This window comes from Acidovorax sp. Leaf73 (assembly GCF_916855635.1).
GTDB classification, from domain to species: domain Bacteria; phylum Pseudomonadota; class Gammaproteobacteria; order Burkholderiales; family Burkholderiaceae_C; genus Acidovorax; species Acidovorax facilis.
The window spans coordinates 582,421-608,378 of record NZ_CAKASI010000004.1 but is presented as its reverse complement, the minus strand read 5'-3'; the positions used below and the strand labels follow the sequence as shown (position 1 = coordinate 608,378).

At 64.8% G+C, this 25,958-nt stretch carries 26 protein-coding genes and 1 pseudogene; 15 read left to right on the top strand and 12 right to left on the bottom strand.

Going from position 1 to position 25,958, the window contains the following annotated elements:
• The first annotated feature begins 371 nt into the window (after positions 1-371).
• The 5 genes from LPA35_RS16110 to LPA35_RS16090 all read left to right on the top strand — a co-directional run bounded on the left by LPA35_RS16110 (position 372) and on the right by LPA35_RS16090 (position 3,146).
• The gene (locus tag LPA35_RS16110; protein WP_055398709.1) at positions 372-590 is read left to right on the top strand and encodes a CsbD family protein; all 219 of its coding nucleotides are present in this window, start codon (positions 372-374) and stop codon (positions 588-590) included.
• Between the two features lie 119 nt (positions 591-709).
• Complete coding sequence (locus LPA35_RS16105) at positions 710-1,291, top strand: hypothetical protein (protein ID WP_121507841.1); 582 nt, start codon at positions 710-712, stop codon at positions 1,289-1,291.
• Between the two features lie 198 nt (positions 1,292-1,489).
• The gene (locus tag LPA35_RS16100; protein WP_228897642.1) at positions 1,490-2,005 is read left to right on the top strand and encodes a hemerythrin domain-containing protein; all 516 of its coding nucleotides are present in this window, start codon (positions 1,490-1,492) and stop codon (positions 2,003-2,005) included.
• Between the two features lie 95 nt (positions 2,006-2,100).
• Complete coding sequence (locus LPA35_RS16095; RefSeq protein WP_228897641.1) at positions 2,101-2,679, top strand: GAF domain-containing protein; 579 nt, start codon at positions 2,101-2,103, stop codon at positions 2,677-2,679.
• Positions 2,616-3,146, top strand: coding sequence for a GGDEF domain-containing protein (locus LPA35_RS16090; protein WP_370641458.1), 531 nt, complete (start codon positions 2,616-2,618; stop codon positions 3,144-3,146). The genes LPA35_RS16095 and LPA35_RS16090 overlap by 64 nt, the downstream gene beginning before the upstream one ends.
• 88 nt (positions 3,147-3,234) lie before the next feature.
• Here the strand turns inward: LPA35_RS16090 and LPA35_RS16085 are convergent, their stop codons facing one another.
• Entirely contained in the window at positions 3,235-3,555 is a 321-nt protein-coding gene (locus tag LPA35_RS16085) for a hypothetical protein (protein WP_228897640.1), read from the bottom strand.
• The gene (gene creD, locus LPA35_RS16080) at positions 3,552-5,033 is read right to left on the bottom strand and encodes a cell envelope integrity protein CreD (RefSeq protein ID WP_228897639.1); all 1,482 of its coding nucleotides are present in this window, start codon (positions 5,031-5,033) and stop codon (positions 3,552-3,554) included. The genes LPA35_RS16085 and creD overlap by 4 nt, the downstream gene beginning before the upstream one ends.
• A gap of 183 nt (positions 5,034-5,216) precedes the next feature.
• Between creD and LPA35_RS16075 the strand changes: the two genes are divergently transcribed.
• The gene (locus LPA35_RS16075; RefSeq protein WP_228897638.1) at positions 5,217-5,597 is read left to right on the top strand and encodes a phosphopantetheine adenylyltransferase; all 381 of its coding nucleotides are present in this window, start codon (positions 5,217-5,219) and stop codon (positions 5,595-5,597) included.
• Here LPA35_RS16075 and creC read toward each other — a convergent pair.
• Positions 5,594-7,060 (bottom strand): two-component system sensor histidine kinase CreC, encoded by a 1,467-nt coding sequence (creC, locus tag LPA35_RS16070; RefSeq protein WP_228897637.1) that lies wholly within the window; start codon positions 7,058-7,060, stop codon positions 5,594-5,596. The genes LPA35_RS16075 and creC overlap by 4 nt on opposite strands.
• 438 nt (positions 7,061-7,498) lie before the next feature.
• Between creC and LPA35_RS16065 the strand changes: the two genes are divergently transcribed.
• Positions 7,499-8,761: a porin gene (locus LPA35_RS16065; protein WP_228897636.1), complete on the top strand. Its 1,263-nt coding sequence runs from the start codon at positions 7,499-7,501 to the stop codon at positions 8,759-8,761.
• Positions 8,762-8,779: 18 nt separating this feature from the next.
• Here the strand turns inward: LPA35_RS16065 and LPA35_RS16060 are convergent.
• The 5 genes and pseudogenes from LPA35_RS16060 to LPA35_RS16040 all read right to left on the bottom strand — a co-directional run.
• A pseudogene (locus LPA35_RS16060) lies at positions 8,780-8,974 on the bottom strand (two-component system sensor histidine kinase CreC); the annotation flags it as partial.
• A gap of 348 nt (positions 8,975-9,322) precedes the next feature.
• Complete coding sequence (locus LPA35_RS16055) at positions 9,323-10,756, bottom strand: hypothetical protein (protein ID WP_228897635.1); 1,434 nt, start codon at positions 10,754-10,756, stop codon at positions 9,323-9,325.
• Between the two features lie 54 nt (positions 10,757-10,810).
• On the bottom strand, positions 10,811-11,515 hold the full coding sequence (locus tag LPA35_RS16050; protein WP_228897634.1) for a response regulator: 705 nt from the start codon (positions 11,513-11,515) through the stop codon (positions 10,811-10,813).
• A gap of 149 nt (positions 11,516-11,664) precedes the next feature.
• Entirely contained in the window at positions 11,665-12,300 is a 636-nt protein-coding gene (locus tag LPA35_RS16045) for a MarC family protein (RefSeq protein WP_055402029.1), read from the bottom strand.
• A 168-nt stretch (positions 12,301-12,468) separates the two neighbouring features.
• Positions 12,469-13,215: an SDR family oxidoreductase gene (locus tag LPA35_RS16040; protein ID WP_121423008.1), complete on the bottom strand. Its 747-nt coding sequence runs from the start codon at positions 13,213-13,215 to the stop codon at positions 12,469-12,471.
• Positions 13,216-13,330: 115 nt separating this feature from the next.
• On the opposite strand from LPA35_RS16040, the gene LPA35_RS16035 reads away from it, so the two are divergent.
• Together LPA35_RS16035 and LPA35_RS16030 are read left to right on the top strand one after the other, a co-directional pair.
• Positions 13,331-14,020, top strand: coding sequence for a dienelactone hydrolase family protein (locus LPA35_RS16035; RefSeq protein ID WP_055402028.1), 690 nt, complete (start codon positions 13,331-13,333; stop codon positions 14,018-14,020).
• Positions 14,021-14,171: 151 nt separating this feature from the next.
• Entirely contained in the window at positions 14,172-15,110 is a 939-nt protein-coding gene (locus LPA35_RS16030) for an amidohydrolase (RefSeq protein WP_228897633.1), read from the top strand.
• Between the two features lie 38 nt (positions 15,111-15,148).
• On the opposite strand, the gene LPA35_RS16025 is transcribed toward LPA35_RS16030, so the two are convergent.
• Together LPA35_RS16025 and LPA35_RS16020 are read right to left on the bottom strand one after the other, a co-directional pair.
• Complete coding sequence (locus LPA35_RS16025) at positions 15,149-16,264, bottom strand: heavy metal sensor histidine kinase (protein ID WP_228897632.1); 1,116 nt, start codon at positions 16,262-16,264, stop codon at positions 15,149-15,151.
• Between the two features lie 55 nt (positions 16,265-16,319).
• Complete coding sequence (locus LPA35_RS16020; protein ID WP_228897631.1) at positions 16,320-17,003, bottom strand: heavy metal response regulator transcription factor; 684 nt, start codon at positions 17,001-17,003, stop codon at positions 16,320-16,322.
• 790 nt (positions 17,004-17,793) lie between these two features.
• Between LPA35_RS16020 and LPA35_RS16015 the strand changes: the two genes are divergently transcribed.
• Both LPA35_RS16015 and LPA35_RS16010 read left to right on the top strand, forming a co-directional pair.
• The gene (locus LPA35_RS16015; RefSeq protein WP_057228604.1) at positions 17,794-18,807 is read left to right on the top strand and encodes a porin; all 1,014 of its coding nucleotides are present in this window, start codon (positions 17,794-17,796) and stop codon (positions 18,805-18,807) included.
• A gap of 271 nt (positions 18,808-19,078) precedes the next feature.
• On the top strand, positions 19,079-20,629 hold the full coding sequence (locus LPA35_RS16010; RefSeq protein WP_121507831.1) for a tetratricopeptide repeat protein: 1,551 nt from the start codon (positions 19,079-19,081) through the stop codon (positions 20,627-20,629).
• A gap of 74 nt (positions 20,630-20,703) precedes the next feature.
• Here the strand turns inward: LPA35_RS16010 and LPA35_RS16005 are convergent, their stop codons facing one another.
• The gene (locus LPA35_RS16005; protein WP_121421994.1) at positions 20,704-21,834 is read right to left on the bottom strand and encodes a magnesium transporter CorA family protein; all 1,131 of its coding nucleotides are present in this window, start codon (positions 21,832-21,834) and stop codon (positions 20,704-20,706) included.
• Between the two features lie 58 nt (positions 21,835-21,892).
• Positions 21,893-22,900, bottom strand: a complete 1,008-nt coding sequence (hemB, locus tag LPA35_RS16000) for a porphobilinogen synthase (protein WP_121421995.1) — start codon at positions 22,898-22,900, stop codon at positions 21,893-21,895.
• A 326-nt stretch (positions 22,901-23,226) separates the two neighbouring features.
• Here hemB and LPA35_RS15995 point away from each other — a divergent pair, with 326 nt between their 5' ends.
• From LPA35_RS15995 to LPA35_RS15980, 4 genes are all read left to right on the top strand, one after another.
• Positions 23,227-23,655, top strand: coding sequence for a CopD family protein (locus LPA35_RS15995; protein WP_121507830.1), 429 nt, complete (start codon positions 23,227-23,229; stop codon positions 23,653-23,655).
• 12 nt (positions 23,656-23,667) lie between these two features.
• Positions 23,668-24,765 carry a VanZ family protein gene (locus LPA35_RS15990; protein ID WP_228897630.1) on the top strand — a complete coding sequence of 366 codons (1,098 nt, stop codon included), beginning with the start codon at positions 23,668-23,670 and terminating at the stop codon, positions 24,763-24,765.
• A gap of 55 nt (positions 24,766-24,820) precedes the next feature.
• Positions 24,821-25,180 (top strand): ferredoxin, encoded by a 360-nt coding sequence (locus LPA35_RS15985; protein ID WP_055401693.1) that lies wholly within the window; start codon positions 24,821-24,823, stop codon positions 25,178-25,180.
• Between the two features lie 98 nt (positions 25,181-25,278).
• A complete protein-coding gene (locus tag LPA35_RS15980; protein WP_228897629.1) occupies positions 25,279-25,932 on the top strand; it encodes an alpha/beta hydrolase in 654 nt (217 codons plus the stop codon).
• Positions 25,933-25,958: the final 26 nt, after the last annotated feature.

Sequence of the window (25,958 nt, the reverse complement as noted above, 5' to 3'; positions counted from 1 at the left end):
GCATTGCGTGCACGGGCCGTCTGCGTTGGTAGCTCTGCCCTGGGTGCCAAGGCCGGTGAATCAAGTGTATGGATTTGCAACTGGGAGCCACTCGGGCTAAATCGTTATGAATGACTACAAAAGTCACTAAATGCAACTTTTTACCCAATGAGGTCGGTTTCGACTATGGCGTATTCACCCACGGTTTTCTGAGCGGCGATCCTGAGCGGCTTGTCTGGCATCGGTGTAGTCCACAGGCCGACGTTCTCTGCCTCTGACTGCCTACGTGTGGCGCGCCGCGGGGTTTCTACAGTGGGCTCATCGCTGACCGGCACCGTTTACCGCCATATCGGTGGCATGGCCGCAGCGAAACAACCGCAAGGAAGAAGACCATGAACGAAGACACCCTCAAGGGCAACTGGAAGCAGTTCAAAGGCAAGATGATTGAACAGTGGGGCAAGCTCACGAACGATGACTTTGACGTCATTGATGGCAAGCGTGAACAGTTCCTGGGCAAGCTGCAGGAGCGCCAGGGCATTGCCCGCGACGCAGCCGAAAAGCAGCTCAAGGAATGGCAAGAACGCCACCCGGACTTCCGCTTCAACGACTGACCGGTTGCCCGGCGCAGGGGCCCGGCCCCTGCCCTGCAGCAACACGGGAAACGACGGCTCCCGCACCCTGGTGCAGACAGCTGGACACCCCTGAATCACCCAATCCCGAGGAGAAACCCATGAAATTCGCACGTACTCTGATCGCATCCGTGGCTGCCGGCCTGCTGGCAACCTCTGCCTTCGCCATGACCGAACCCGAGCACAAGGCCGCCAAGGAGCGCATCTCGGCCGACTACAAGGCCGACAAACAAAAGTGTGATGCCCTGAAGGCGAACGCCAAGGACATCTGTGTGAAGGAAGCCAAGGGCAAGGAAGATGTGGCCAAGGCAGAACTGGAAGCCCAGTACAAGCCGAGCCCCAAGGCCACCCAGAAGGTGGCAGAAGCCCGCGCTGACGCTGCCTACTCTGTCGCCAAGGAAAAATGCGATGACCTGAAGGGCAATGAAAAGGATGTCTGTGAAAAGGACGCCAAGGCTGCCCAGGTGAAGGCCAAGGAAGATGCCAAGGTTGCCGCAGCGCAGGCCAAGCCTGCTGACAACGCCGCCGAAAAGGGCGCCGCCGTGGCAGAGGCCCGCAAGGATGCCAACGCTGAAAAGAACGACGCCAACTACAAGGCCGCCAAGGAGCGCTGCGATGCGCTGTCGGGTGATGCCAAGTCCAAGTGTGTAGACGACATGAAGCGCATGTACGGCAAGAGCTGATCCGCTGGGGACCTCTCAGTGGCCGGTACTCCCAGCCGCTGTCAGTCTTCACAATGCCCCGCCCCGTGCGGGGCATTTTTTGTTGTGGGGTCCGGATGGTGCTGAGCGGTTGATGCCGAACTGACCTGCATCAACACGCCCTGGTGGCTGGCGGCATAAGCTCGTGCCCTGTTTTTGTCTCGCTGCAAAGGGATTCCCATGGCACAACTCGAATGGTCGGACGCGCTGGCCCTGGACCTGCCCCTGATGGACGACACCCACCGCGAATTCGTGGACCTGCTGGCCGCCGTGGACCGGGCCGACGATGCGCAGCTGCTCTCGACCTGGCATGCGCTCGTGGAGCACACCGATCACCATTTTGCGCAGGAGGACGCCTGGATGGCGTCCACCCGTTTTGCCTCGGGCAACTGCCACAGCATGCAGCACCGGGTGGTGCTGCAGGTCATGCGCGAAGGGGTGGTGAGGGCCCAGCAAGGCGACCTGCAAGTGCTGCGTGTGATGGCCAGCGAACTGGCGCTGTGGTTTCCGCAGCACGCCCAGAGCATGGACGCTGCGCTGGCCCTGCACTTGCGCCGTGTGGGCTTTGACCCGGTCTCGGGCGTGGTGCACGCGCCGCACGCGCTGCCGGGCGAGCTGATCCAGGGCTGTGGTGGATCGACCTGCTCCGACACTTCGGCCGGTGTTGGCGCCACCGAGCCAGCGGCAATGGCCTGAGAGCGTCAACAGGCTCTTACCCCCGTGCGCAGGCCGCGCCGGTGTGGCATGCTGCCAAGTCTCTAGGCAAGTGGGCGGCATGACCGCTGTGCTTCATGGCCGAAACCTCTTCCCCTGTGGCTCTGTACGACGAGGCCGCAAGTCTCCAAGCTCTGCAGCGCTATGGCATTCTCGACACGCCGATGGAGCTCGCCTACGACGACCTGGCAGGGATTGCGGCCCATGTGTGCGAAGCCCCGGTCGCCCTGATCAGCCTGCTCGACAGCCACCGCCAGTGGTTCAAGGCCTCAGTGGGGCTCCCGCTGCGGGAAACCCCGCTGGACCAGTCCGTGTGCCGCTACGCCGTGCGGCAGCCCGGCGTGTTCATCGTGCCCGACCTGGCGAAGGATGCGCGTTTTGCGCACTTCAGCATCGTGACCCAAGAAAATCCGCTCCGCTTCTATGCCGGGGCGCCGCTGGTCACGCCCGATGGTTATGCCCTGGGCACGCTCTGCGTGCTGGACCACCGGCCGCGCCATCTGTCCCAAAAGGCCCAGGACATGTTGTGTGCGCTGGCGCGCCAGGTGTCCGCCTGCTGGAGCTCAAGCGCGCCAACGACCGCCAGGGCCAGATGCTGGTGGAGCTGGAAGAAGCGCGCCGCCAGATGGCCGTGCTGGCCCATACCGATGTGTTGACCGGCCTGGCCAACCGGCGCTCGTTCACCGCGCGCCTTTTGCAGGAGCAGGCCCTTTTGCGGCGCGACGGTGAACCCGCCTGTCTGCTGATGATGGACATCGACCACTTCAAGCGCGTCAACGACGTGCATGGCCACCATGTGGGCGACCAGGCCCTGCAGCTTTTTGCCACGCTCTGCCGCGATGTGTTCCGCGCGGCAGACATGGTGAGCCGCTGGGGCGGCGAGGAGTTTCTGGCCCTGTTGCCTGCTACCCGGGTGGAGCAGGCCCAGGCGGTGGCGCAGCGTGTGCATGACGCGCTGACCACCCACCCGGTGCCGGGGGTGACGCCGCCCTTGGCGCTGACCGTGAGCATGGGGCTATCCAACTTCGATCCCCTGCGCCCTCTCGACATCACCCTGCGCGCGCTGGATTCAGCGCTCTACGCAGCCAAGCGCGAAGGTCGCAACCGCACAGTGGTGGTGTAAGTGCAGCGAATTTGCTTTAACTTTGATAGCTGCTAGCGCTTTTCAGTAAAGCGCTAGGGCCATATTCTTTCAATATTTCGACGCTGCTTCAGTGCCCTGCGGTGCGGGGCAGTATCAGCGCAGCCATGCGCCATGACAGATCCCGCAGGGCCCGGCGCACGGCGGGTGAATCCTGCGCACCCACGGGGTTGGCATCGCTGCGCGGGCAGAACGCAGCCTCCAGGACCTGCTGCTTGGCGCAGACCAGCGCCACCCGGTCTTGCGCCCGCAGGGCCGCCATCAGCTGGTCGCGGTGGCGCTGCACGCGCTCCGCTTCGGCCAGCGTCAGGGTGGGCGGGAGCGCGGCAGCGCCTGCGGCCGGGCCGGTGAGGTGCTGTGCCCAGGACAGTGGCGTGGTGCGCGTTGTCATACAGCGCTCACCGGCGGTGTAGGGGGCGTGGCGGGGCGCGCAGCCGGTGGGGCGGGAGGGCGCACCTCCGGTGGCGCCATCGGGCGGCGGGGCGGGGTGTTGCCCTGCGACAGGCCGTACCAGTTCACCTTGCGCGTCAGCACCATCACAGCGGTCAGTACCAGGAACAGCGCAATGGCACCCACCACCAGGGCCGTCTGCTCCAGCTGCAGCAGCACGTACAGCAGGCCATACAGCACCGCGATGCCCCCGCCCAGCGGAATGCCCCGCGCCAGCCCACCCAGCATGTGGCTGGCGTAGTAAGCGAGCAGCAGCACACAGGCGCTGGCGGCCACGGCGTACGAGATGCCAAACGGCAGGTGCTCCGACAGGCTCACCAGCAGCAGGAAGAAGCTGCACAGTGCGCTGCCCACCAGCAGGTACTGCACCGGGTGCACGCGCAGCTTCTTCATCAGCTCGAACAGGCCCACGGCCACGAAGGTGAGGGCAATGAACAGCACGCCATATTTGGTGGCGCGGTCCGACAGGGAATAGGGGTTCACCGGGTCGATGAAGGCCACGCTGAAGCTGTCGGCGCAGTCGCCGGGGGTGGCGCCTCCGGGCACATAGTCGCTGTGGCCGCCATCGTCTGTGCCGCCCAGGCAGATGCGTTTGCCGTTGGCAATGTCGGCCTGCGCCGTGGTGGCCAGCGACGACAGGCGCCACTGGGCCGCGAAACCGGTCTTCTTGACCTCGCGCTCCGACGGCAGAAAGCGGCCCCCGAACGACGGGTGGGGCCAGCTGCTGGTCATCTGCACCTCGGTGTTGCCACCCAGCGGCACAAAGGCCAGGCGTTCGGTGCCCACCAGTTCCAGGTCCAGCGTGGCGGTCAGTCCGTCGGCCTTGCCGCGCACCGATTCTGGCAGTGCCGCATGCAGGCCCCGGCTGTAAGTGGGGTGGAAGGTGCCGGGCTTGAGGGCCAGGGTCTGCGAATCCAGGGTGAACTGCGCGGTGCGGATGCCACGCGCGTCGCCCACGGCCATCATGACGATGGGTGCACCGCAGTGCATGCGCGAGTTTTTCATGCTGCTTTGCGGCACCAGGCTCGCCAGCGGCCCCCACTGCGCCGTCACGTGGGCCTTGAGGTTGAAGGTGTTCACCTTGTGCAGGCCGCGCGCACGCTCTTCCATCGCGGCGCCGGTGCTGAGCTTGAGCTGCTCGGGCATGGCGGTCAGCAGGAACTCGCGGCGCTGCTCCACCATGCGGCGCTCGTCGCCCTTGCCGGTCTCTACCTCCCAGCTCTCCACACAGGCGCTGTGGATCATCGGGCCCATCAGCGTCTGCGGTCCGGCCAGGCTTTCGGCCACGCTCTGGGCGGTGATGCTGCGGTAACGCAACCGGTCGCGCACCACGTCTTCGATCATGCCGAGGCCAAAGAGAAGCAGCACGGTGATGGCGGCCAGCGCGGCCAGTTTGGTGAACAAGGGGTGTTTGAGCAAGAGATCCTCCACAAATGATGTTGTGGAGGCAGTGTTGGGGCCCGGTGTGAGGGCGCTATGAAGTTTGTGAGGCCAGTGTGAAGTCGGGCGTTGTGTCGGCATGACCTGTCAGGTCATCGACGGCCGAACTCCTTGCACCTACAAACGGCGCATGGCTAAAAGAAACACGTTTTAGGGGGCGGCATGCGCTATGGGGTTCCGTTGATTCTGGTCTTGGTGGCAGTGGTCCATGCACTGCCGCTGGTGGGCGTGCTCGGGGCGGGCAAGCTGGCGCAGCTGTACGGCACCCCGGTGCAGGATGCAGGCGTGGAGCTGCTGTTGCGGCACCGGGCCGTGCTTTTCGGGCTGCTGGCCGCCTTCATGGGCTATGCAGCCCTGCGCCCCGATCTGCATCGGCTGGGCCTGGTGGCGGGGCTGGTGAGCGTGGTGTCGTTTCTGCTGCTGTCGTGGCTGCAGCGGGGCAGCGCGCTCAGCGCCCCGCTGGTGACGGTCGTGCGGGTGGATGGGGTGGCACTGGCCTTGCTGGTGGTGGGGCTCGCTCTACACCTGCGCCGCTCGCATTAACTGGCGGGAAACTCCAGCGCCACGCGCAACCCAGGCCCGGTATTGCCCACCACCATCTGCCCCCCGTGCAGCGCCATCACGCGCTTGACGATGGCCAGCCCCAGGCCCGATCCGCTGCGCTCGCCGCCTGGCCGCGCGGTGGTGAAGAAGCGTTCGCCCAGGCGGGGCAGGGCGTAGTCGGGAACGCCGGGGCCGCGGTCCCGCACGGCCACGGTGGCGCCGTCCAGCTCCACCTGCACCGTGCTGCCTGCGGGCGCAAAGTCGATGGCGTTGTCCAGCAGATTGGTCAGTGCCATGGTCACCAGCTCGGCCTCCCAGGGGCCGTTGCTGCCCGTACCGGACAGGGCCAGCATGATGCCGCGTTGCGCAGCACGGGCGCGTGTCTGGCCGATGGCAGCCTCGGCGCAGGCCTGCAGGGCCACAGGCGCGCGGCCCTCGGCGTGGTGGCGCTGCTCCAGTTTGGACAGCTCCAGCAGTCGGTCGATGATGCGCTGCAGGCGTTCGCTTTGCTGCACCACCTGGGTCGCAAATTCGGCACGGTCGGCGGCGGGCAGCTCGTCCTGCAGCAGCTCGCCCGCGCCCCGGATCGCCGCCACAGGGCTTTTGAGTTCGTGCGTCAGCGCGCGCACGTAGCCCTCGATGTAATCGCGCCCCTCGAGCCGGGCACGCATGCGGTCCATGGCGCGGGCCAGGTCGCCCAGCTCGCCCGGTACCTCGGGCACGGCCAGCGCCGTGGTGGGCGGGGCGCCGGGGTCATGGCGCTCGCCATCGGCCGGGCCCTGCACGCTCAAGGCGTAGTCGCGCAGGCGGCGCACGTTCCACACCATCCACAGCGTCACGGCCACGCCGACGGCGGCCGAGAGCGCCAGTAGCAAAAGGCCGCCCATGAACACCTTGCGCTCGGCGCGGTCGATGAAGCGCTGCACGGTGCGGGTGGGTTTGGCCACCGTCAGCACGCCTGCAATCTGTTCTTTCACGTAGATGGGCGCCGCCACATGCATCACGCCGCTGGTGTCGTCGTCTTCCACATCGCGCGTGGAGCGTGCGCCGTACTCGCCCCGCAGCGTGCGGGCCACGTCGCGCCACTGCGAGTAGTCGGCGCCGATGGCGCGGTTCTCCGAGTCGAACAGCACTCGGCCCGTGGTGTCGGTCACATAGATGCGGTAGTCCAGTGACTGCTTGGAGAAACCCCAGATCGCTGCATCGATGGGCCGCGTGGCGTAGCGACGCACATGCTGCGCAAACGGACTGGTGCTGCTGTTGTCGGCCCCCGCCGCCAACCGCCCGGCGGCCAGGTCTTCGCTGGCCAGCTCGGCCAGGATGTTGGCCGTGTCCACCATCATGTCCTCCATCACCTCGCGCACGCTGGGTTTGATCTCGGCCATGAACACGCGCAGCACAAAAAACGCGGCGATGCCGTTGATCAGGAAGAAGGCGAACAGCAGGCGGATGCCCAGGCGCATGGGGCAGTTCTCTTAAAAAATCTTGACCGGCAAAGCGTCTCAGAAGCGCTGAGTATCGGTATGGAGCAAGACGATGTGGGGGACGGGCAGTGCGTAGCACGCCTGGCGGACATGCTGCTCAGATCGTACAGGCGGTTGAATCGCAAGGTGAATTTGGCCAGGAAGCGCGATGCGGGCTTCCTGTGCGTGATGCTGCGACCCAGTCCTTGCGATCTGGCACGAGATGCACTGTGGGGACGCAAAGCCTGTTGCGTGGCCTAACTAAGTTGCAAGCGCGCAACGTTTTCGCTCGAAAACAGGTCGGTACGACCGGGTTGCTCCAGCGATCCCGTGCTACCCGCTGTTACCGCTTGAGACATGTCACCTAGGCTGAACCCGGAGCTGCCCACGGTGTGGCGCGGGCTTCTGCCAATTTCATGCAGCAACAGGAGACAAGTTATGAACAAAATGCGTGCCCTATCAGCGGCCGTGCTTGGGTGCTTTTCGTCGTTTGGCATGGCGCAAAGCGCGGCTGACGGGAGCAGTGTGATGATGTACGGCATCGTCGACGTTGGCATCCACCATGTCACCGGAGCACCCGGCGGCTCTAAGACCAGCCTTACCAGTGGGAACATGCAAGGTTCGCGCCTCGGATTCAAGGGAAATGAAGACCTGGGCGGTGGATACCGCGCCGTCTTCACGCTCGAATCGCGGCTCGAAGCTGACACCGGCGCACTGGGCAACCGCCCCATTTCCCAAGGGCGGCTGCCGGACCGACTCAGCAACGCTGGATCGTTGGGCCTGCCCGCTGCGCTTCAGCCTGCTGTGTCCGCAGTGGCCGCCCAGATCGGTAATTCCGTGGGCGTCAACTTGGGCAACAACTTCTTTGATCGGCAAGTATTCACCGGCCTGATCACCCCGTTCGGTGCCTTCACATTCGGGCGACAGTACACACCGGGCTACTTGGCCAACGCCAACTTTGACGCCATGAAGACCGAGTCCAGCCTGTCACTGGGACAGTTGGTGGCGATTCCGGCTTCGTTCGATATCCGCGTGAGCAACTCACTCCAGTACGGTCTGCAATGGAACGGATTCACCGCCACCGCGATGTACGCAGCCGGGGAAGTCGCTGGTCGGTCGAGCGCGGGGCGGCTGTGGGGTGCCATGGCCATGTACAACGGCAACGGCTATTCGTTCGGCGGCGGTTACAACACACGCAACAACGAACTGGGTGAAAAGTCGCTGACGACCGCTGTCCTCGGCGCGACGCTGGATGTCGGGCCGGGCACCCTGTCGGGCCAATTCAGCGTCATCAAGGACGACCATCCCACCAACCTGTCCGGCATTTCCGCAGTCCTGTCTGCCAACCCTGCCGCGGCACCAGTGGCCGGCCTGGTGCAAAACGCCTTCATTCAGGGTTTTCGGCAAGACGCACGCCTGTTCCAGGTTGGCTACCGCATCACCAGCGGCGTGCACGCCGTGACCGTGGCCTACAACAACATGAACGACAAACGCCCGTTCAATGCGGATCGCGCGTCGTATGGGGTGGCTTACACCTATGCACTGTCCAAGCGCACCGACCTGAATGCCGTACTCACACACCTGAACAACAAAAACACGTCGCAAGACATGTTGGGCGGCAACGGATTTCTGGGTGGCGTTGCGGCAGCGCCCGGAAAAGACGTCAATAGCCTGGCACTGTCGATTCGCCATCGTTTTTGAGGGCTTGCAGAGCGGAGGCCCCAGTGCGAGCAGCACGGCCGCCAGGTCGTCGCTGGCCAGCTCGGCCGGGATGTTGGCCGTGTCCACCATCATGTCCTCCATCACCTCGCGCACGCTGGGCTTGATCTCGGCCATGAACACGCGAAGCACAAAAAGCGCGGAGATGCCGTTGATGAGGAAGAATGCGAAGAGCAGGCAAATGCCGAGGCGTATAGGTCATTGGGTATTTATCAAAAACGATAGCTGTCAGCGCATGTTGGATAAGCTCTGGAGGTCAATTTGAGGCTCTTATAGCGAGTGGTAGTGATGGAACTCGCCGCACGTCTGTAGACGGCGATTTCGACGTACGACATTTATCGAGTGCATCACTAGCATTCGCTAGAAGAGCCCAATTTGACTTGATTAGTGACCTGTCTCAGATGTCTCCCCCCGCTGTCTCTCCCTCCGTTCGAGCGGATCCAGTCGAAGCCAAAGCGCTGCTCGCAAACAGCCTTTCGACAGGTTCAGGGCGTATGGGGTTGGTTTGAGGCATGTCGCGAATCAGGCAATTCGGCTATGCACTCAGTCGCGCAGGCGAACGCGGTAGGTCGGGGACCGGCCTGGGTTCTGGGTCTGCTTTTCGCGGCCTTCAAAGACCAGACTGCTGTCAGCCGCGTCCCATTGCATCGGCTGCAGGGTGTAGGGGTTGCGCAGTTCCTGTGGCGATTGCGCCAGCCAGGCGGGCATGTCCGCCAAGGAGATCTGCTGTGCAGCTGCGCGGCGTTGCAAGAGCACAAGACGGCGATAGCCGTCCATGTCTGCAATCCGCTGCATGTAGCCTAGATAGCTGGGCATTCCGGTTGCTGCCATGCACAGGCCTGCAGCGTTGCGCAAATGCTTCCAGGGTGAACATGCCTTGTCTTCGTCCCACTGGTGCATGGCATTGGAGAACGCAGCCTCCACGTGGTGCGCTGGCAGGCTGCTGATGGCTTGAATCTGTTGCAGGTAGCCGATAGACAGATTGAGCGTTTGCTTGGGCAGAAGGGCCCAATTGCTCGCCCTGTTCAAAGGGCGCTGCAACCATGCGGAGGGCTCACCCCAGGGCCCAGTGAACAAGCCCGGGTCTTTGAGGGAGTAAAGGACGCTGGCGACGAAATGCATTTCGCCTTGCAGAGCCTGGTGCAAAGAGCTCGGCGGGGTGGCGAGCAGAAGTTCGACCTCCTTGAGTACGGATGGAGGTGTCTGCAGCTTCCCGTGTGTGATCGCATCGCTGAACCATCGCAGTTCACGGTGCTGCATGGCCAGCGCGATCATGGAAGCAATCAGGCTGTTGGAACTGCTTGCCAGGCGACTGCGCACCTGAACGGCTTGGCGGACGATGTCCATGGCCTGCCGTGGTTGCCCACGCATCCATTCCAGCGATGCCTGGGCCAGCCAGAGTTCATGGGCACGCACCAATCGCGCATACGGAGGGAATTCAGCCAGCAGGTAAAAAGGGGCGGGGTTGCTGAACTGCGGTGCAATGGCCGCTGCCGTCACCCGTTGCAACAGAGCGTGGTGGGTCTTCCTTAAGGCCAGCACTTCATCGCCACGCTTCGCGAACCAGGCAAAACAATCCGGTTCGCCGATCGGGCAGCGCAGCCAAGTTGGCAGCACATCCTCGCTGGCGCTCTCTGCAGCGATGGCGGGCGGCATCCCGTCCTGTTGGTCGCCGTGGACCTCCACCCAACGCCTGCGCTCGATCTCGCGCTCCAGACGCTGGCGGCCCAGTGCCATGGCGTCTTCGACGGCATCGCTCCCAACAGGTGCGTCCAGCCCCATGAGGATCAGATAGCCGTTGCCCTGCAGGGACTGCTCGGTGGGCGGAGTGTAGTGCGCCGCCTGTTGGGCCGCCTCACTCAAGGCGTCATCGTTCCAGTTTGCAGCGATCAGTGCGGCCAAGCCCACAGCGGCAAATCCCCCCAGGGCCAGCATCAGCCAGCCCAGTCCTTTCAAGCAGTGGCGCAGGAATTTCATTTAAAAATGATAGCTGTCAGCTCTTGATGGATAAGCACTGGCGGCAATTTTTCTTCAGATGTCAACACAGTACCCCATGCCCCGGTGTGTGCTGATGTACTCGCGCCCCGGGTCCACCTCGCGCAGCTTGGCGCGCAGGGTCTTGATATGGGTGTCCACCGTGCGGTCGGTGCTCTCGCTGTCGTCGCCCCAGGCAGCGGCCAGCAGCGCGTCGCGCGAATGAATGCGGCCTGCGCCTCGCAACAGGTGGGACAGCAGGCGGTATTCGCGCCGGGTCAGCGGCAGGGCCTGGCCGCGCAGGCTGATGCGCTGGCCCGTCTCGTCGTCGAGGAACAGCGCGGAGGCCGTGGCGGTGGGCGTTGCCGGGTGGCCATTGCCGTTCCCGTTGCCCGCGCGGCGCAGCAGCGCCTTCACGCGTGCCGCCAACTCGCGCGGGCTGAAGGGCTTGGTCAGGTAGTCATCGGCGCCCAGCTCCAGGCCCAGCACGCGGTCGATTTCTTCGCCGTGGGCGCTGAGCATCAGCACGGGCAGGGCGGCCGTGGACGCCGCGTTGCGCACGTCGCGCAGCAGGTCCAGCCCACTGCCGTCGGGCAGGCCCACGTCCAGCACCAGCAGGTCAAAACGTGCGCGCTGCAGTTGCTGGCGCGCATCGTGTACCAGCAGACTGTGCGTGACGGTAAGGCCATCGCGCTCCAGCGCATAGGCCACGGTGCGGGCTATGGCGGGGTCGTCTTCGAGCAAAAGGAGTTTGGCAGACATGCCTCAATCATCCCCGGTGCTGCGCACCCCGCGCAGACAACGCAACGGGCGCGGCGCAGGCCAGGGACGCCGAGCAAGGGCCGCCCCGCAGTGAGGGCGTCGTCCCCCTTGGGGGAAGGCGCCGCAGGCGACTCAGGGGGTATTCCATGTCAGCGTGCAACGAGGATGGGGAACAATTTACCCAGCCCGTCGGCCATCACCTCCACGGCCAGGGCGGCCAGGATCAGGCCCATCAGCCGGGTCATCACGTTGATGCCGGTCTTGCCCAGCACGCGCGCAATCGGGTCGGCCAGCGCAAAACACACGGCCGTGGCCAGCGCAATCACCACGCCGTAGCCCACCAGCGCCGCGTGCTGCCAGAAGGTCTGTGCGCGGTCGGCATAAATCACCACCGTGGACATGCTGGCTGGGCCGGTGAGCAGCGGGATGGTGAGCGGCACCACGGCAATGCTGCTGCCCGCTGCTGCCTTCTCGGCCCCTTCTTCGTACTCATTGGTGCTGGGCTTGGCCTCAGCGGGCTGGGCGTTGAGCATGTTCATCGCGCTGATGAGCAGCAGCATTCCGCCGCCCACCTGAAAGCTCTGCAGCGAGATATTGAAGAAGTCCAGAATCTGCAGGCCCAGCAGCGCACAGGCCGCAATCACACAGAACACGCTGAAGCTGGCCACCTGGATGGTGCGTCGCCGCTGCGGGTACGAAAAGCCCTGCGTGTAGTGGATGAAAAACGGCACGATGGCCAGCGGGTTCACGATGGCCAGCAGGGTGATGAGCGGTTTGAGATCCATACTAGTTTTCCGTTTTGAAGCTTGTCGCCCCTAGATTTTCGACTTGGCGCTGTCGAGGCCAGTGCCCCCGCGCAAGGGCCGCCCCGCCGCGCTGGGGGCGTCCCCCTCCCGCTTCGCGCAGCGAAGCGAGAGAGGGGGAAGGCGCGAAGCGACTCAGGGGGGGCTTCATTACCTTCCTCCAGAGACTTCAAGCAATGACATGGTGGTGTAGGGCGACGCATCCGACATCAGCCATACGATGGCCTCGGCCACTTCTTCGGCCGTGCCGCCGCGTTGCATGGGCACCTGGTGGGCCAGGTCGCGCACGCGGTCGGGCAGGCCGCCGCTGGCGTGGATGTCGGTCTCGATCAGGCCCGGGCGCACGGCGTTCACGCGGATGCCTTCGGCCGCCACCTCGCGTGCCAGGCCGATGGTGAAGGTGTCGATGGCGCCCTTGGCCGCCGCGTAGTCCACATACTGGTGGGCCGCGCCCAGCCGCGCGGCGGCGCTGGAGACGTTGACGATGCTGCCGCCCGCGCCGCCGTGGCGGGTGCTCATGCGGCGCACGGCCTCGCGGGCGCAGACAAAGCTGCCGATCACGTTGATATCGAACATGCGGCGCAGGCGCGCCACGCTCATTTCGTCCACCCGCTGGGTGGTGTCCACCACGCCCGCGTTGTTCACCAGGGCGGTGATGCGCCCGAGTTGTGTATCCACGGTGGCAAACATGGCCAGCACCTGGGCCTCGTCGGCGACATCGGCCTGCACGGCCAGCGCGGTGCCGCCTGCGGCGCGGATCTGCTGCACCACTGCATCGGCGGCGGCCTGGTTGCCTTGGTAGTTCACCGCCACCGCCCAGCCCTGGCGCGCGGCCAGTTGGGCGGTGGCGGCGCCAATGCCTCGGCTGGCGCCGGTGATTAAGACGATCTTGTCCATGAAATCAGGGTCTCCTGCAAGAATGGCGCATTGGAACAGGTTCTGGGTGCTGCGGGCAGCGGTTTGCAGCAGGCACACCTCCACTCCGGCGCATTTTTATCAAGGAGATTGCAGCATGGGACAGTTTGTCGATCTGACTTCGGGTGACGGTTTTGTATTTCCGGCCTGGGTGGCCCAGCCCGATGCCGCACCGCGTGGCGCCGTGGTGGTGCTGCAGGAAATTTTTGGCGTGAACTCCCACATTCGCGCCGTGGCCGACCGCTTTGCGGCGCGTGGCTACCTGGCGGTGGCGCCTTCGACCTTCCACCGCGTGAAACCCGGCGTGGACCTGGGCTACACCGGCGACGACATGCAGGCTGGCATGGGCCTGAAAGCGGCGGTGGAGGCGCTGCCCGCACCTGGCGTGATGCCCGACATCCAGGCCGCCATCGACTACGCCGCCGCGCAAAGCGGCCGCAAGGTGGGCATCGTGGGCTTTTGCTGGGGTGGGCTTCTCACTTGGCGCGCGGCCTGTACGCTCACCGGCCTGTCGGCCGCCGTGCCCTATTACGGTGGTGGCATGACCAGCCCTGACGAAGCTGCGCGCCAGCCGCGCGTGCCTGTGCTGGCTCACTTTGGCGAGCGCGATCACTGGATCCCCGTGGACAGCGTGCAGGCCTTTGCCCGCGCGCAGCCGGGAGCCGAGGTGCACATCTACGCCGCCGACCATGGCTTCAACTGCGACCAGCGCGGCAGCTACGACGAGCCTGCGGCCATGACGGCACGCGACCGCACCCTGGCGTTCTTCGACAAGCACCTCGCATGAATTGGAATCCCTCCTGAGTCGCTGCGCGCCTTCCCCCAGGGCGCACGACGCCCTCGCTGCGGGGCGGCCCTTGCTTGGCGTCTCTGGCGGGGGCGCGCCCATTGCAGGCGCCAGGGCGCAGCGATGAACTGCTCAATGTTTGGAGACCGCCATGGCGAGTTCGACGTATATCCAGGTTTTGAGGCAAATTTGGCCGCTACCGCTTGCCTGTAAATCGATAGCAGCTATTGTTTTAATAGCATTTGGATTTCAGGCCCACGCGGCCGACTACACCGGCCCCCTGTTCGACGCGCACCTGCACTACAACGAGGAAGCGTGGGACGGCAAAACCGGCCCCCACCCGCCCGCCGATGTGCTGGCGCGCATGAAGGCCAGCGGCGTGCGTGCCATCGTTGCCAATTCGCGGCCCAATGCGGGTTCGCTCACGCTGGCGGGCCTGCCGCAGACGCGCGAGGCGGGCGTCACCGTCGTGCCCTTTGTGCGGCTGTACCGCAACCGGGCGGACTACACCGGCTGGTTTGCCGACGAGAGCATCTACACCATGGTGCAGACCGAGCTGGCGCGCGGCACGGCGGCCGGGCCCTACCGGGGCATTGGCGAGTTCCACCTGTACGACAGCGCCAATGCCGACGGCCCGGTCGCCAAAAAGCTCATGGTCCTGGCCGAAGAGCGTGACCTGGTGGTGCTGGCCCATGTGGACGATGTGGCCATCGACCTGCTGATGGCCCACACGCCGTCGAAGGGCCAGAAGGCGCGCCTGATCTGGGCCCACACCGGCATCGGCGGTGCGCCCGTGGAGCGGGTGGATGCGCTGATGGCGCGCTACCCCGGCCTGGTGGGCGAACTCTCGTACCGCCCGGGCCTGGTCTGCGACGACAACCAGCTGTGCCCCGCCTGGCGTGCGCTGCTGCTCAAGTACCCCACGCGCTTCGTGATCGGCTCGGACACCTGGGTCAACCAGCGCTGGCAGCACTACGAAAGCCTGATGCAGGGCTACCGCCAGTGGCTGGGTGGATTGCCTACCGATGTGGCGCGCAAGGTGGCGTGGGACAACGGGGCGGGGTTGTTCGGCGTCCAGGCGCCGCGCTGATCTTGCGACCCAAGGTCCCCGCCCGATCGCACCCCGTGCTACCGGCTGATACGCCCGCGTGATGGCCCAGCCTCCGGTGCACGCGGCGGTGGTGGCGGGAACCACAGGGTGAACACCGTCGGATGGCCTGGGGCGCTGCGCACGTAGACCAAGCCTCCATGCAATTCCATGGTGCTTTTTACGATGGCCAGCCCCAGGCCAACGCCGGGTGCTTGTTCGTTGCTCGGACTTTCAACCCGGTATGCGCGTTCAAAAATCCTGGCCTGGTGCTTGAGGGCGATGGGTTCGCCCTCGTTAGAGACCGAAATATGGCAGCCGCCATTTGATGCCACCGATCCTGAGAGCACAACCGTGCTGCCTGGGCGGGCGTGGCGAATGGCATTGGTCAGCAGGTTGCCGGTGGCGCGGGTGAGCAGGGTGTCATCAGCCCAGACGTGGGCGCTCTGGTCTACCTGGAGCGCCAGCTCCAAACCCCGCTCCTGGGCGAGCAGTTCGAAGAAGGCTGCGATGGCCCCTAGCCGTTGCTCCAGCGGGATGAAGGTGGCATGAACGGCGCTTTGCTGGCTCTCGGCGCGCGCGAGGAACAGGATGTTCTCGATCATCCGCCCCATGCGCTCATACGTTGGCACAGCCGACTCGATCACCGCACGGTATTCGTCCGCACTGCGGGGACGGTCCAGCGTGACCTGCGCGACCATCAGGAGGCGGTGGATGGGAGTGCGCAGATCGTGCGCAATGTCGGTTGACACACCCGACAGGCGGGTGAAGGAATCCTCCAGCCGGTCGAGCATGTGGTTGAACGCCCGGGCCACAGGTTCCAGCTCGGCAATGTTGTTCTCAGGTGCCAGCCGTTCGTGCAAGGCCTGGGCGCTGATGCGGTTGGCCGTGTTGGCCAGGCGGTGGGCCGAGGACAGGATGAGCTTGGCGGTGCACCATGCGAAGAGGCTCGCGGCCAGCGCGCCGACACCCAGCGTGATGGCAAACACACGCCATGAGCGCAGGGCAAAGGCATGGCCCCGCGCGTGCAAATCCTCTGCAGGGATATGGACCATGCCTCCGTTGCTGGCGAGCAGCGGCAGGAGGTCGTTGAAATCCTGGCCCAGCAGGTAGATCACCATCCAGAAGCTGGCCGTGATCAACAGCAGGGTGATCAAAGAAATCGCCAGCGCGATTTTCAGGGGCAGAGAGCGCCGCAGAATGGACCGCGCCTTAGGCGTTATGCCGGGGCTCAAGGACATAGCCGACACCCCTCACGGTGTGAATGAGTTTTTCGGCGAAGGGCTCGTCGATCTTGGCGCGCAGTCGGCGCACCGCCACATCGACCACATTGGTGTCACTGTCAAAGTGCATGTCCCACACGTTCTGCGCGATCAGGGTGCGCGATACGACCTGGCCGGCATGGCGGGCCAGATAGTCCAGGAGAACAAACTCCTGGGTGGTGAGATCAATGCGCAGCGCGCCCCGTTTGACGCGTCGGCGGGCGGTATCGACTTCCAGCTCGCCCACGCGCAGCACGCCCTCTGGTGCGGACATGGGTGCGCGGCGGCGCGCGACCACCTGGATGCGTGCCAGCAGTTCGGAAAACGCAAAGGGCTTGACCATGTAGTCGTCGGCACCCAGCAGCAGCCCCTTGACGCGGTCTTCGACCTCGTCGCGGCCCGATATGAAAAACACCGGTGTCTGTTGTTGTGTCCGAATGCCCTGCAGCACTTCCCAGCCACTGGCGCCGGGCAGCCCCACGTCCAGCAGGATGAGGTCGTAGTGCCCTGAGGTAGCCAGGTGCAGGCCTTCCACCCCGTCGAACGCCGTGTCTACGACATGGCCATGCTCGGTCAAGCCCTTGTACAGGTAAGCAGCGGTTGATCGTTCGTCTTCAATGGAAAGCAAGCGCATGTGACGAGATCCCAGCGGTTTCTCAAGGGACAAAAAGAAGGTGGAGTGCAGACGGATGGAGGGAAGCTGCGGATTGACTTTGGTGGATTGTTGAAGGTGCGTGTGGATTTGAGAAGCTTGCTGGATCGAAATGCACTGTTGCGAATTCACGAACAGTCGTGAGAGCTTGTGTGCGGCCTCGCGGGAGGATTGGTCTGGAGTGTGACCATGATCCTCGCGGATGCTTCGGGCGCGCTGTTTGCGCTAGGGATCCTCTGCACGAATCGAGCGGCAAGTGGGCGCTGCGGATCGGGATGGGCTGCAAGGCGCAAAAACGCAGCAATAGCCGCAGCTATTGCGAGTATTTGCAACGCCGCAGACCGCCCGAGACCGCAGCTGCACACGGCGCGGTGATTTGTGCAGAGGGTCCCTAGCCCTTGTGCAATCAGCGGTTGTGTCTCCTCACCCGATTTCGCGGCAACCTTTCGGGCCGTGGTGTTTGCAGCCGGCCTCTGCTGTTGCAGCGGTTTTGCAAGTCCAGGCTATCTATCTATTGCACACCGTGTCTGGCGTACCCATCCCGCCAAACCACTGCGCGCCTCCCGGGGATCGCCAACAGCCTTTCAGTTCGGAGGGAATGTGGCACCTGTGAAACGGCGTTGTCCCAAACCGAGGGGGGGACGCATGCGTGTCCCCCGTGGTTGCGCTCTGCGGTCTGTGGGCACGAGGGTGCAGTGCCTACGCTTGCACCATGTCCTGCCAACAAGGCGTGGGACATGACTCCGATTGAACCCACTTAACAAGGATGACCATGAAAAAATTCGCCACATTGGCTGTGCTTGCAGCCATCAGCGCAACCTCTTATGCACAATCGTCTGTCACGCTGTTTGGCGTGGCCGACGTGGCGGTTCAGGTGGGCCGCGGCAGTGAGACGAACCGGACCAGCGTGGGCAGCGGTGGTCTGGCTTCCAACCGCCTCGGTTTCCGAGGTATTGAAGATCTTGGTGGTGGCATGAAGGCTGGCTTCTGGCTGGAAGCCGGTTACAACCTGGACGACGGTACTGGCGTCGGCAACACCTTCAACTTCAACCGTCGCTCGACCATCAGCCTGATGGATGACCTCTGGGGCGAAGTTCGCCTGGGCCGTGATTTCACTGCGACCTACAACAACATCTATGACGCATTCGGCGACAACGGCGTCGGCGCTCTTCTGAAGACGACTTCGCTGGGCAGCAACTACGGCTACGCCATGCAGACGCGTACCAGCAATTCCGTGTCGTACTTCACGCCCAGGAATCTGGGTGGGTTCTTTGGCCAGGTGCAGTACTACCGTGGCGAGGCCGCCAATGGCTCCAATGACGGCAATGGTTATGGGTTGCGCGCTGGCTATGAAAACGGCCCCCTCAATGTGGGCGTGAGCTACGGCTCGGTGTCCAGCCTTGGTGCGTATGGCGACGTGACGAATGCCAATATCGGAGGTTCTTACGATTTCGGTGTGGCCAAGCTGCTGGTTGAAGCTGGGCAGGATGAGTCCAAGGCCCGCGACGAGAAGGCTCGCCACTACATGATCGGCGCAACGGCTCCCGTGGGCAGCGTTGGTCTGGTCCGCGCTTCGTGGTCCCGCGTCAGCGTTCAGGACACCAATGTGCAGGCGAACAAGTTTGCCGTGGGGTACGTGCACAACCTGTCCAAGCGCACTGCCCTGTACACCACCTTCGCGTACCTGAAGAACAAGAACGGTTCTGCGCTTGCACTGAACGGTGCCAAGACCAGTGCAGGTGACAACTCCAAGGGGCTGGACTTCGGCCTGCGCCACACGTTCTAAGACCCCAGGCGGTCTTCCTCTTGCCCATTGCGATGGGCAATTGTCTCCAAGGTAAACGATTGGCCCGCATCCCCCAGGGGATGCGGGCTTTTTTGCATGGGTCGCGGGCAGGCCAGGCGGTTCATTACAGAGATGTCATGTGCGCGCAATCCCGCTGTCAGGCGTGCGTTTCTATTCTTCAAACCTGTCCAAAGCAGGGGGTGTTTGCCAGTTTGCGTGCCAAAAGCCGCTTTGGTGTGCCGCCCCCGCAACACCTTGAAGAGAGCCAAGCATGCGCCGACAAGACATTCAATTGCTGACCCTGGCCCGCCAGGGCGATCCCGCCGCCCGCAGCAAAGCGGGCCGACGTTATTTGGTGGGGGGCGACGGCTTCCCGCGCCATGTGGCCACGGGGATCGAGTACCTCTCGCATCCCAGCGTTCGAGAGCTGCCCGAAACCGCGTGTGCCATTGCAGAGAGTTTGCCGCTGCAGGACTTGCTGGACCTGAAACAGGAAGATGCGTTGCACAAGGCTGCCGCTGCGGGAAGCCCCTTGGCGCAGTTCAAGCTGGGCGTGTGGATGGCGTTGACGCGCAGCTCCGTCACGGCGGGGCAGTCGTGGCTGGAGACCGCCGCCGCAGCCGGGCACGTCGAGGCCTGCCAGGTCATGGCGGCCGTGGAGGGTGCACGCTCGGACCGCGCCCTGGAGGCGATGGTGGAATCGATCCAATCCAGCGCCGCAGTGGACGTGGTGCAGGTCGCGGTGATCGCTGCGCGCCAGGCGCGTGAAGAAGGGGGACTGGACCAGCTGGTCGATTGCCTGCGGGTGGCGCTGATGGTGGCGCCGCGCTTGACACACGCCCTGTCGGATCTGGTCGTGGCGGCGGTCTTGTGGGCCGAGCGCGAGAAACACTCCTTGCGCGGGCTGGCACCTGACCAGATTGAGGCCAGCCTGGAGCTGGCTGTCGTACGCGGGGATCGGGACGCTGCGTGCCTGCTGGGCCGTGCGCGTTGCGGAATTGACAGCGGCACGCTGGCGCCAGCGCGGCTGGCCACGTCGCTGAACCTGCGCAAAGGCGTGGCCTTGTTGTTGCGCGCTGCGGACGCGGGCCGGGACGATGCATGGCTTGCCTTGTACGCGACGCATGCAGACCACCGCTCGTCGGTATCCAACCCGCAGATGGCCCGCTTCTTCCTGGAGAAAGCGGCAATGGCCGGGCAGTCCGAGGCGCAGCGCAAGCTGGGGGCTTTGATACTGCGCGCGTCGAACTCGGTGGTGGAGTCGGAGCAGGCTATTGCGTGGCTGCATGCCGCTGCCAACCAGGGCGATGCGCACGCGCAGCGCCTGTTGGGCTCACTGGTGCTTCCGCTGCCGGGGAGTGAATCCGTGGCGCGCGAGGCGATTGAGCAAGTGCGTCAAGCCGATCCCTGGCTGGCCGTGCGGCTGACGCTGGCGCGCGACTTCGGTTTGACCAAGCTGGAAGCCTTGAGTGTCGACCCTGTCGAGGGCCGTCGGCCCTGGGGGTTGCTGGTGGGGCAAAACCCGTTTATCGCGCAGGCCCGTTTGTCCGCACCGCGTGCCGTGCCGGCATTGACACCCCTGGCGCTGCAGAACCTGGCGCGCGCGGCAGCATTGTTCGAACAATCGCGCGGTGACGGCAATGCCTTTGAGGGGGATCTGCGCCGCCGCTCGGTGCGCCAGCGGCGGGTATTTGAACGCCTCCATTTGTCCGAAGACCTCTTTTTTGCTACCGCTTCCTCGCGCAGGCTGGAGGCCTTCCGTCTGGGGCCGAAATGGGCTTTTCGCGCACGACAACCACTGGCCCTGGCGTTGGCGGGTTGACGGCTGCGTGGACTCTGGTGCGAAGAACGTCTGGCTGTGAGAGCTTCGTCAGCTGAGTGCCTTCGCGAGCATGGTCACCTCGTCCTCGCCAGATACCGCTTGCGCCAGAACAGCATCACCAGCGACAGGGCGATGAAGACCATCGAGCCCAACGCCCACCAGAACCCATCGGCCTTGTGGATGAGCGGCAAGAACTCAAAGTTCATGCCGAAGATGCCCGCTATCAGATTGAGCGGCAGGAACACGGCGGTGAGCGCCGTGAGCGTGCGCATGATGTCGTTGGTGCGGTTGCTCTGCACGCTGAAATGCATCTGCACGGCGGTTTCGGTGCTCTGCTCCAGCCGCCGCACGTGGTGCACCACGCGCTCGATGTGCTCCAGCACGTCGCGGCTGCGCACCTTGAGCAGGTCCAGCTCGCGCAGGCCAGCCGGGGTGTCGGGCAAGGCCCAGGTTTCCAGCGCATCGATCCAGTCCTGCACGGCGGTGCGCTGGTCTTCGCAGATCTCGTCGAGCTTGTGCAGGGCCAGCCGTGCTTCCAGCAGCGAACTCCAGTTCACATACCGCGCCCGGGGCTTGAGCAGCTCGTTTTGCCAGTGGTCGAGCTGGCGCGTGAGTTCGCGGCGCAGGTCCAGATAGCGGTCCACCATCATGTTCACCACGCGCAGCATCAGGTCGGCCGGGCTGGCGGGCACGCGGGCGCCGGGCACGGGGCTGCTGCGGCCTTCGGTGCCGTTGCTGGTGGGTAGCGATGCCAGCAGACGGGCCGCATAGGCGTCGCGCACTGCGCAGTCTGCGGGGTGTACGGTCAGCAGCAGCTGGTCGAACACCGCAAACCCCACCGGGCTGGTGTCGATGCGGCGCAGCACCGGTGGGCCGCTGCGTTTGAGTGGGCTGGCGGGGCTATCACCTTCCACGGGCGAGTCGACGGTGTCGCCCTGCGCGGTGGCCAAGCGGCGAAACACCAGCAGGTCATATTGCGAGGTGTAGTCGTAGTGCGAGGGCAGCTGCGCGTTGAGCAGGTCGGACACGTGCAGGTCCACCAGCTGCAGCCCCACCAGGGTTTGCAGGCGTGCCTGGATCTCGGCCAGCCGCGCCTGGAAGGCGGGGCGCCCGCAGGCGATCCAGACAAAACCCTGGGCGGGCATCTGAGCGGGCAACGCGGTCAGCTCCTGCACGCCGCCGTTGTGGATGTGAAAGATGCGCATGACCCCGGTTTTGAATGAAAAGTGCCTCTAGCGCTTGTCCATAAAGCGCTAGTAGCTATTATTTTGTTAGCAAACGAGCCGCGTCGCGCGCAAAGTAGGTCAGCACGCCATCGGCACCGGCGCGCTTGAAGGCCAGCAGGCTTTCCATCATCACGGCGTCGTGGTCCAGCCAGCCATTGGCGGCAGCGGCCTTGATCATGGCGTACTCGCCGCTGACCTGGTAGGCGAAGGTGGGCACCTTGAACTCGTCCTTCACGCGGCGCACGATGTCCAGGTACGGCATGCCGGGCTTGACCATCACCATGTCCGCGCCTTCGGCGATGTCGATGGCCACCTCGCGCAGGGCTTCGTCGCTGTTGCCGGGGTCCATCTGGTAAACATTCTTGTCGGCCTTGCCCAGGGCGCCACGTGTGCCCACGGCGTCGCGAAAGGGACCGTAGAAGGCGCTGGCGTACTTGGCGCTGTAGGCCATGATGCGGGTGTGGATATGGCCCTGCACTTCCAGCGCCTCGCGGATGGCGCCGATGCGCCCGTCCATCATGTCGCTGGGCGCGACGATGTCCACACCCGCCTCGGCGTGCGTGAGCGCCTGGCCGGTGAGGATCTCCACCGTCTCGTCGTTGATGATGTAGCCGGTCTCGTCCAGCACGCCGTCCTGGCCGTGGCTGGTGTACGGGTCCAGCGCCACGTCGGTCATCACGCCCAGGCCGGGGAATTCCTTCTTCAGCGCCCGCACCACGCGCGGGATCAGGCCGTCGGGGTTCAGGGCCTCTTTGCCATCGGGCGTCTTGAGCGACGGGTCGATCGCCGGGAACAGCGCCAGAACCGGAATACCCAGCTTCACGCAGTCTTCGGCCACGGGCAGCAGCAGGTCCAGGCTCAGGCGGTCCACGCCGGGCATGGAGGTCACGGCCTCGCGGCGCTGGCTGCCTTCATGCACAAACACGGGGTAGATGAGGTCGTGCGGCGTCACAGCGTTTTCGCGCACCAGGTTGCGGGTAAAAGCATCGCGGCGCAGGCGGCGCGGGCGGTTCTGGGGGAAGGGAGCGGGGCTTTGGAGGTGCATCGCGAGATTATCTCCCTGAGCCGCTGCGCGGCTCCCTCGGGGGACGCACCCCCTGGACCGGCGAAGCTGGATCCACGGGTGCACTGGCATGGGGCGCGCCGGTTTCAAACACCATGGCGACGCCTTCTCACCTTGGAAAAGCCGCTTGTAACACCCGATGCCCGGTGCTAAATTGGCGCCGGGCGGCTTGCCGCCCCCCGCTTTCCCTCCCTGAGCGGGGCCTCGGGTTGCAGCGATGCAAAACAGGCTTTCCCGGCCCGGCGGATTTGCCGGGCTTTTTTTTGGTGCGGCCTCGTGTGGCCCGCACGGGCCCTTAAACTGCCTCCATGCTCTGGGTCAAAGCCTTTCACATCGTCTTCGTGGCCAGCTGGTTTGCTGGCCTTTTCTATCTGCCGCGCATCTTCGTCAATCTGGCGATGGTGGCGCCGGGCTCGGCAGCCGAGCGCGACCGCCTGCTGCTCATGGCACGCAAGCTTTTGCGCTTTACCACGCTGCTGGCCGTGCCTGCGCTGGCGCTGGGCCTGTGGCTGTGGATGGGTTACGGCATCGGCTGGGGCCCCGGCAATGGCTGGATGCACGCCAAGCTTGCGGTGGTGCTGCTGGTGATCGGCTACCACCACGCCTGCAGCGTGGTGCTGCGCAAGCTGGCCGACGGCACCAGCCGCAGGAGCCATGTGTGGTTCCGCTGGTTCAACGAGGCTCCCGTGCTGATGCTGGTGGCCGCCGTCGTGCTGGTAGTGGTCAAGCCGTTCTAGGCCCGCACGCAGGTGCCCAAGACCTCCGCCTGGCCTCTCGCGCTGATCTATACAGCGCTCATCGTCTTTGCCAGCCTGTTCCCGTTTGACGGCTGGCGCGCCCAGGGCATTGACCCCCTGGTCTTCCTGCTGGCGCCGCTGCCCCCGCCGTACTGGACGGGTTTTGACATTGCCACCAATGTTGTGGGGTATGCCCCGCTGGGCTTTCTGCTGGTGCTGGCCATGCTGCGCTCGGGCTGGGGGCGGGGCGCGGTGCTGCTGGCCACGCTGGTGGGCATGCTGCTGTCACTGGTCATGGAGTTCCTGCAGATCTACCTGCCCCGGCGTGTGCCCTCCAATCTGGACTTGCTGCTCAACGCGGCGGGCACCCTGGCGGGGGCGCTGAGCGCCGCGCTGCTGGAGCGCCTGGGCGCCATCGACCGCTGGAGCGATTTCAAGGGCCGCTGGTTTGTGCAGGACGCCAGCGGCGCCATCGTGCTGCTGGCGCTGTGGCCGCTGGCGCTGCTGTTCCCGGCGGCGGTGCCGTTCGGGCTGGGGCAGGTGCTGGAGCGGCTGGAAGCGGCGCTCATCGAGGTGCTGGCCGACACCCCGTTTCTGGAGTGGCTGCCGCTGCGCGAGGCTGCGCTCGACCCGCTCTCGCCCAGTGGGGAGCTGCTGTGCGTGACGCTGGGCCTGCTGGCCCCGTGCCTGCTGGGCTACTGCGTGATCCGCCATGTGGGGCGACGGGCGCTGTTTGCCCTGGGTGTGGTGGCCGTGGGCGTCACGCTCACTGCGCTGTCGGCCGCCCTGAGCTGGGGCCCCGTGCATGCCTGGGAATGGATGGGCCTGCCCACGCGGGTGGGCGTGTGGGGCGCGCTGGCGCTGGCGGTGATGCTGCTGGCCTTGCCTCGGCGTGCCTGCGCTGCCGTGCTGCTGGTGGCCCTGGTCTGGCACCTGGCGCTGCTCAACCAGGCGCCCACCAGCGCCTACTTTGCGCAGACGCTGCAGATCTGGGAGCAGGGCCGGTTCATCCGCTTTTACGGCCTGGGCCAGTGGCTGGGGTGGCTGTGGCCCTACGCCACGCTGATCTACGTGGTGTTTCGGGTGTCGCGCAAGGAAGGCTCCTCCTGAGTCGCATTCAGCGCCGCGACGGCGTCATGGACGCGTGGGTTCGTAAAATGCAGTCATGAGCGACACCACCCCCGCACCGGCCGCAGTGCCCGGCTACTACCAGCGCCACATCTTTTTCTGCCTCAACGAACGCACCAACGGCGAGGACAGTTGCGCCCACCACAACGCCCAGGCGGGTTTTGACCGCTGCAAGGCCCAGGTGAAGGCGGCAGGCCTGGCGGGGGCCGGCAAGGTGCGCGTGAACAAGGCCGGCTGCCTGGACCGCTGCGCGGGCGGCCCTGTCGCGGTGGTCTACCCCGAGGGCACTTGGTACACCTATGTGGATGCCGCCGACATCGACGAGATCGTCGAATCGCACCTCAAGAACGGCCAGGTGGTGGAGCGCCTGGTCACACCGGCGGAACTTGGCCGCTGAATGCGCCTCCATCCGTCTCGTCGATCCGTTTTTGAATTATTTTGGATGCTAGCGCTTATCCGTCAAGCGCTAGCAGCTATTAAATTGGTAGTAAACCCGTGAATGCCCAGACCGAACGCCTGACCCTGTCCGGCCCCGCAGGCGCCATCGAGGCCGTGCGTGACGCTGCCACGCTGGCCGACGGTGCTGCTGCGCCCCGTGGCGTGGCCATCATTGCCCACCCCCATCCGCTGTTTGGCGGCACCATGGACAACAAGGTGGTGCAGACGCTGGCGCGCGCCTTTGTGCAGTGTGGCTGGACGGCCGTGCGTTTCAATTTTCGCGGCGTGGGCGCCACCGAAGGCGTGTACGACGAAGGTCAGGGCGAGCTGCAGGACCTGCTGGCCGTGGTGGAGCAGGTGGCGCCCGCTGCCGCTGGTCAGCGGATTGCGCTGGCGGGATTCTCGTTTGGCGCATTTGTCACCAGCCATGCGCTGGCCGCCCTCTGGCCGCAGGGTCGCGTGGACCAGGCAGTGCTGGTGGGCACGGCAGCCAGCCGTTTTGCCGTTGCCCCGGTGCCGCCCGATGCCCATCTGCGCACCCTGGTCGTGCACGGCGAGCACGACGACACTGTGCCGCTGGCCGCTGTGATGGACTGGGCGCGGCCCCAGATACTGCCTGTCACAGTCATTCCCGCAGGGGGGCATTTCTTTCACGGACAATTGCCGCTTCTGAAAAATCTGGTGGTGCGCCACCTGCAATCGCGAGGCTGAGCCACTCAAGCCTGCGTCTGACTTTG

Coding starts and splice junctions, on each gene's coding strand:
- LPA35_RS16110 (WP_055398709.1), top strand. CDS start 372: ATGAACGAAGACACCCTCAAGGGCAACTGGAAGCAGTTCAAAGGCAAG.
- LPA35_RS16005 (WP_121421994.1), bottom strand. CDS start 21,834: ATGCGCATCTTTCACATCCACAACGGCGGCGTGCAGGAGCTGACCGCG.
- LPA35_RS16010 (WP_121507831.1), top strand. CDS start 19,079: ATGCGCCGACAAGACATTCAATTGCTGACCCTGGCCCGCCAGGGCGAT.
- hemB (WP_121421995.1), bottom strand. CDS start 22,900: ATGCACCTCCAAAGCCCCGCTCCCTTCCCCCAGAACCGCCCGCGCCGC.
- LPA35_RS16085 (WP_228897640.1), bottom strand. CDS start 3,555: ATGACAACGCGCACCACGCCACTGTCCTGGGCACAGCACCTCACCGGC.
- LPA35_RS16100 (WP_228897642.1), top strand. CDS start 1,490: ATGGCACAACTCGAATGGTCGGACGCGCTGGCCCTGGACCTGCCCCTG.
- LPA35_RS15995 (WP_121507830.1), top strand. CDS start 23,227: ATGCTCTGGGTCAAAGCCTTTCACATCGTCTTCGTGGCCAGCTGGTTT.
- LPA35_RS16055 (WP_228897635.1), bottom strand. CDS start 10,756: ATGAAATTCCTGCGCCACTGCTTGAAAGGACTGGGCTGGCTGATGCTG.
- LPA35_RS16095 (WP_228897641.1), top strand. CDS start 2,101: ATGGCCGAAACCTCTTCCCCTGTGGCTCTGTACGACGAGGCCGCAAGT.
- LPA35_RS16105 (WP_121507841.1), top strand. CDS start 710: ATGAAATTCGCACGTACTCTGATCGCATCCGTGGCTGCCGGCCTGCTG.
- LPA35_RS16065 (WP_228897636.1), top strand. CDS start 7,499: ATGAACAAAATGCGTGCCCTATCAGCGGCCGTGCTTGGGTGCTTTTCG.
- LPA35_RS16015 (WP_057228604.1), top strand. CDS start 17,794: ATGAAAAAATTCGCCACATTGGCTGTGCTTGCAGCCATCAGCGCAACC.
- creC (WP_228897637.1), bottom strand. CDS start 7,060: ATGCGCCTGGGCATCCGCCTGCTGTTCGCCTTCTTCCTGATCAACGGC.
- LPA35_RS16020 (WP_228897631.1), bottom strand. CDS start 17,003: ATGCGCTTGCTTTCCATTGAAGACGAACGATCAACCGCTGCTTACCTG.
- LPA35_RS15985 (WP_055401693.1), top strand. CDS start 24,821: ATGAGCGACACCACCCCCGCACCGGCCGCAGTGCCCGGCTACTACCAG.
- LPA35_RS16090 (WP_370641458.1), top strand. CDS start 2,616: ATGCTGGTGGAGCTGGAAGAAGCGCGCCGCCAGATGGCCGTGCTGGCC.
- LPA35_RS16040 (WP_121423008.1), bottom strand. CDS start 13,215: ATGGACAAGATCGTCTTAATCACCGGCGCCAGCCGAGGCATTGGCGCC.
- LPA35_RS16050 (WP_228897634.1), bottom strand. CDS start 11,515: ATGTCTGCCAAACTCCTTTTGCTCGAAGACGACCCCGCCATAGCCCGC.
- LPA35_RS16030 (WP_228897633.1), top strand. CDS start 14,172: ATGGCGAGTTCGACGTATATCCAGGTTTTGAGGCAAATTTGGCCGCTA.
- LPA35_RS16075 (WP_228897638.1), top strand. CDS start 5,217: ATGCGCTATGGGGTTCCGTTGATTCTGGTCTTGGTGGCAGTGGTCCAT.
- LPA35_RS16045 (WP_055402029.1), bottom strand. CDS start 12,300: ATGGATCTCAAACCGCTCATCACCCTGCTGGCCATCGTGAACCCGCTG.
- LPA35_RS16035 (WP_055402028.1), top strand. CDS start 13,331: ATGGGACAGTTTGTCGATCTGACTTCGGGTGACGGTTTTGTATTTCCG.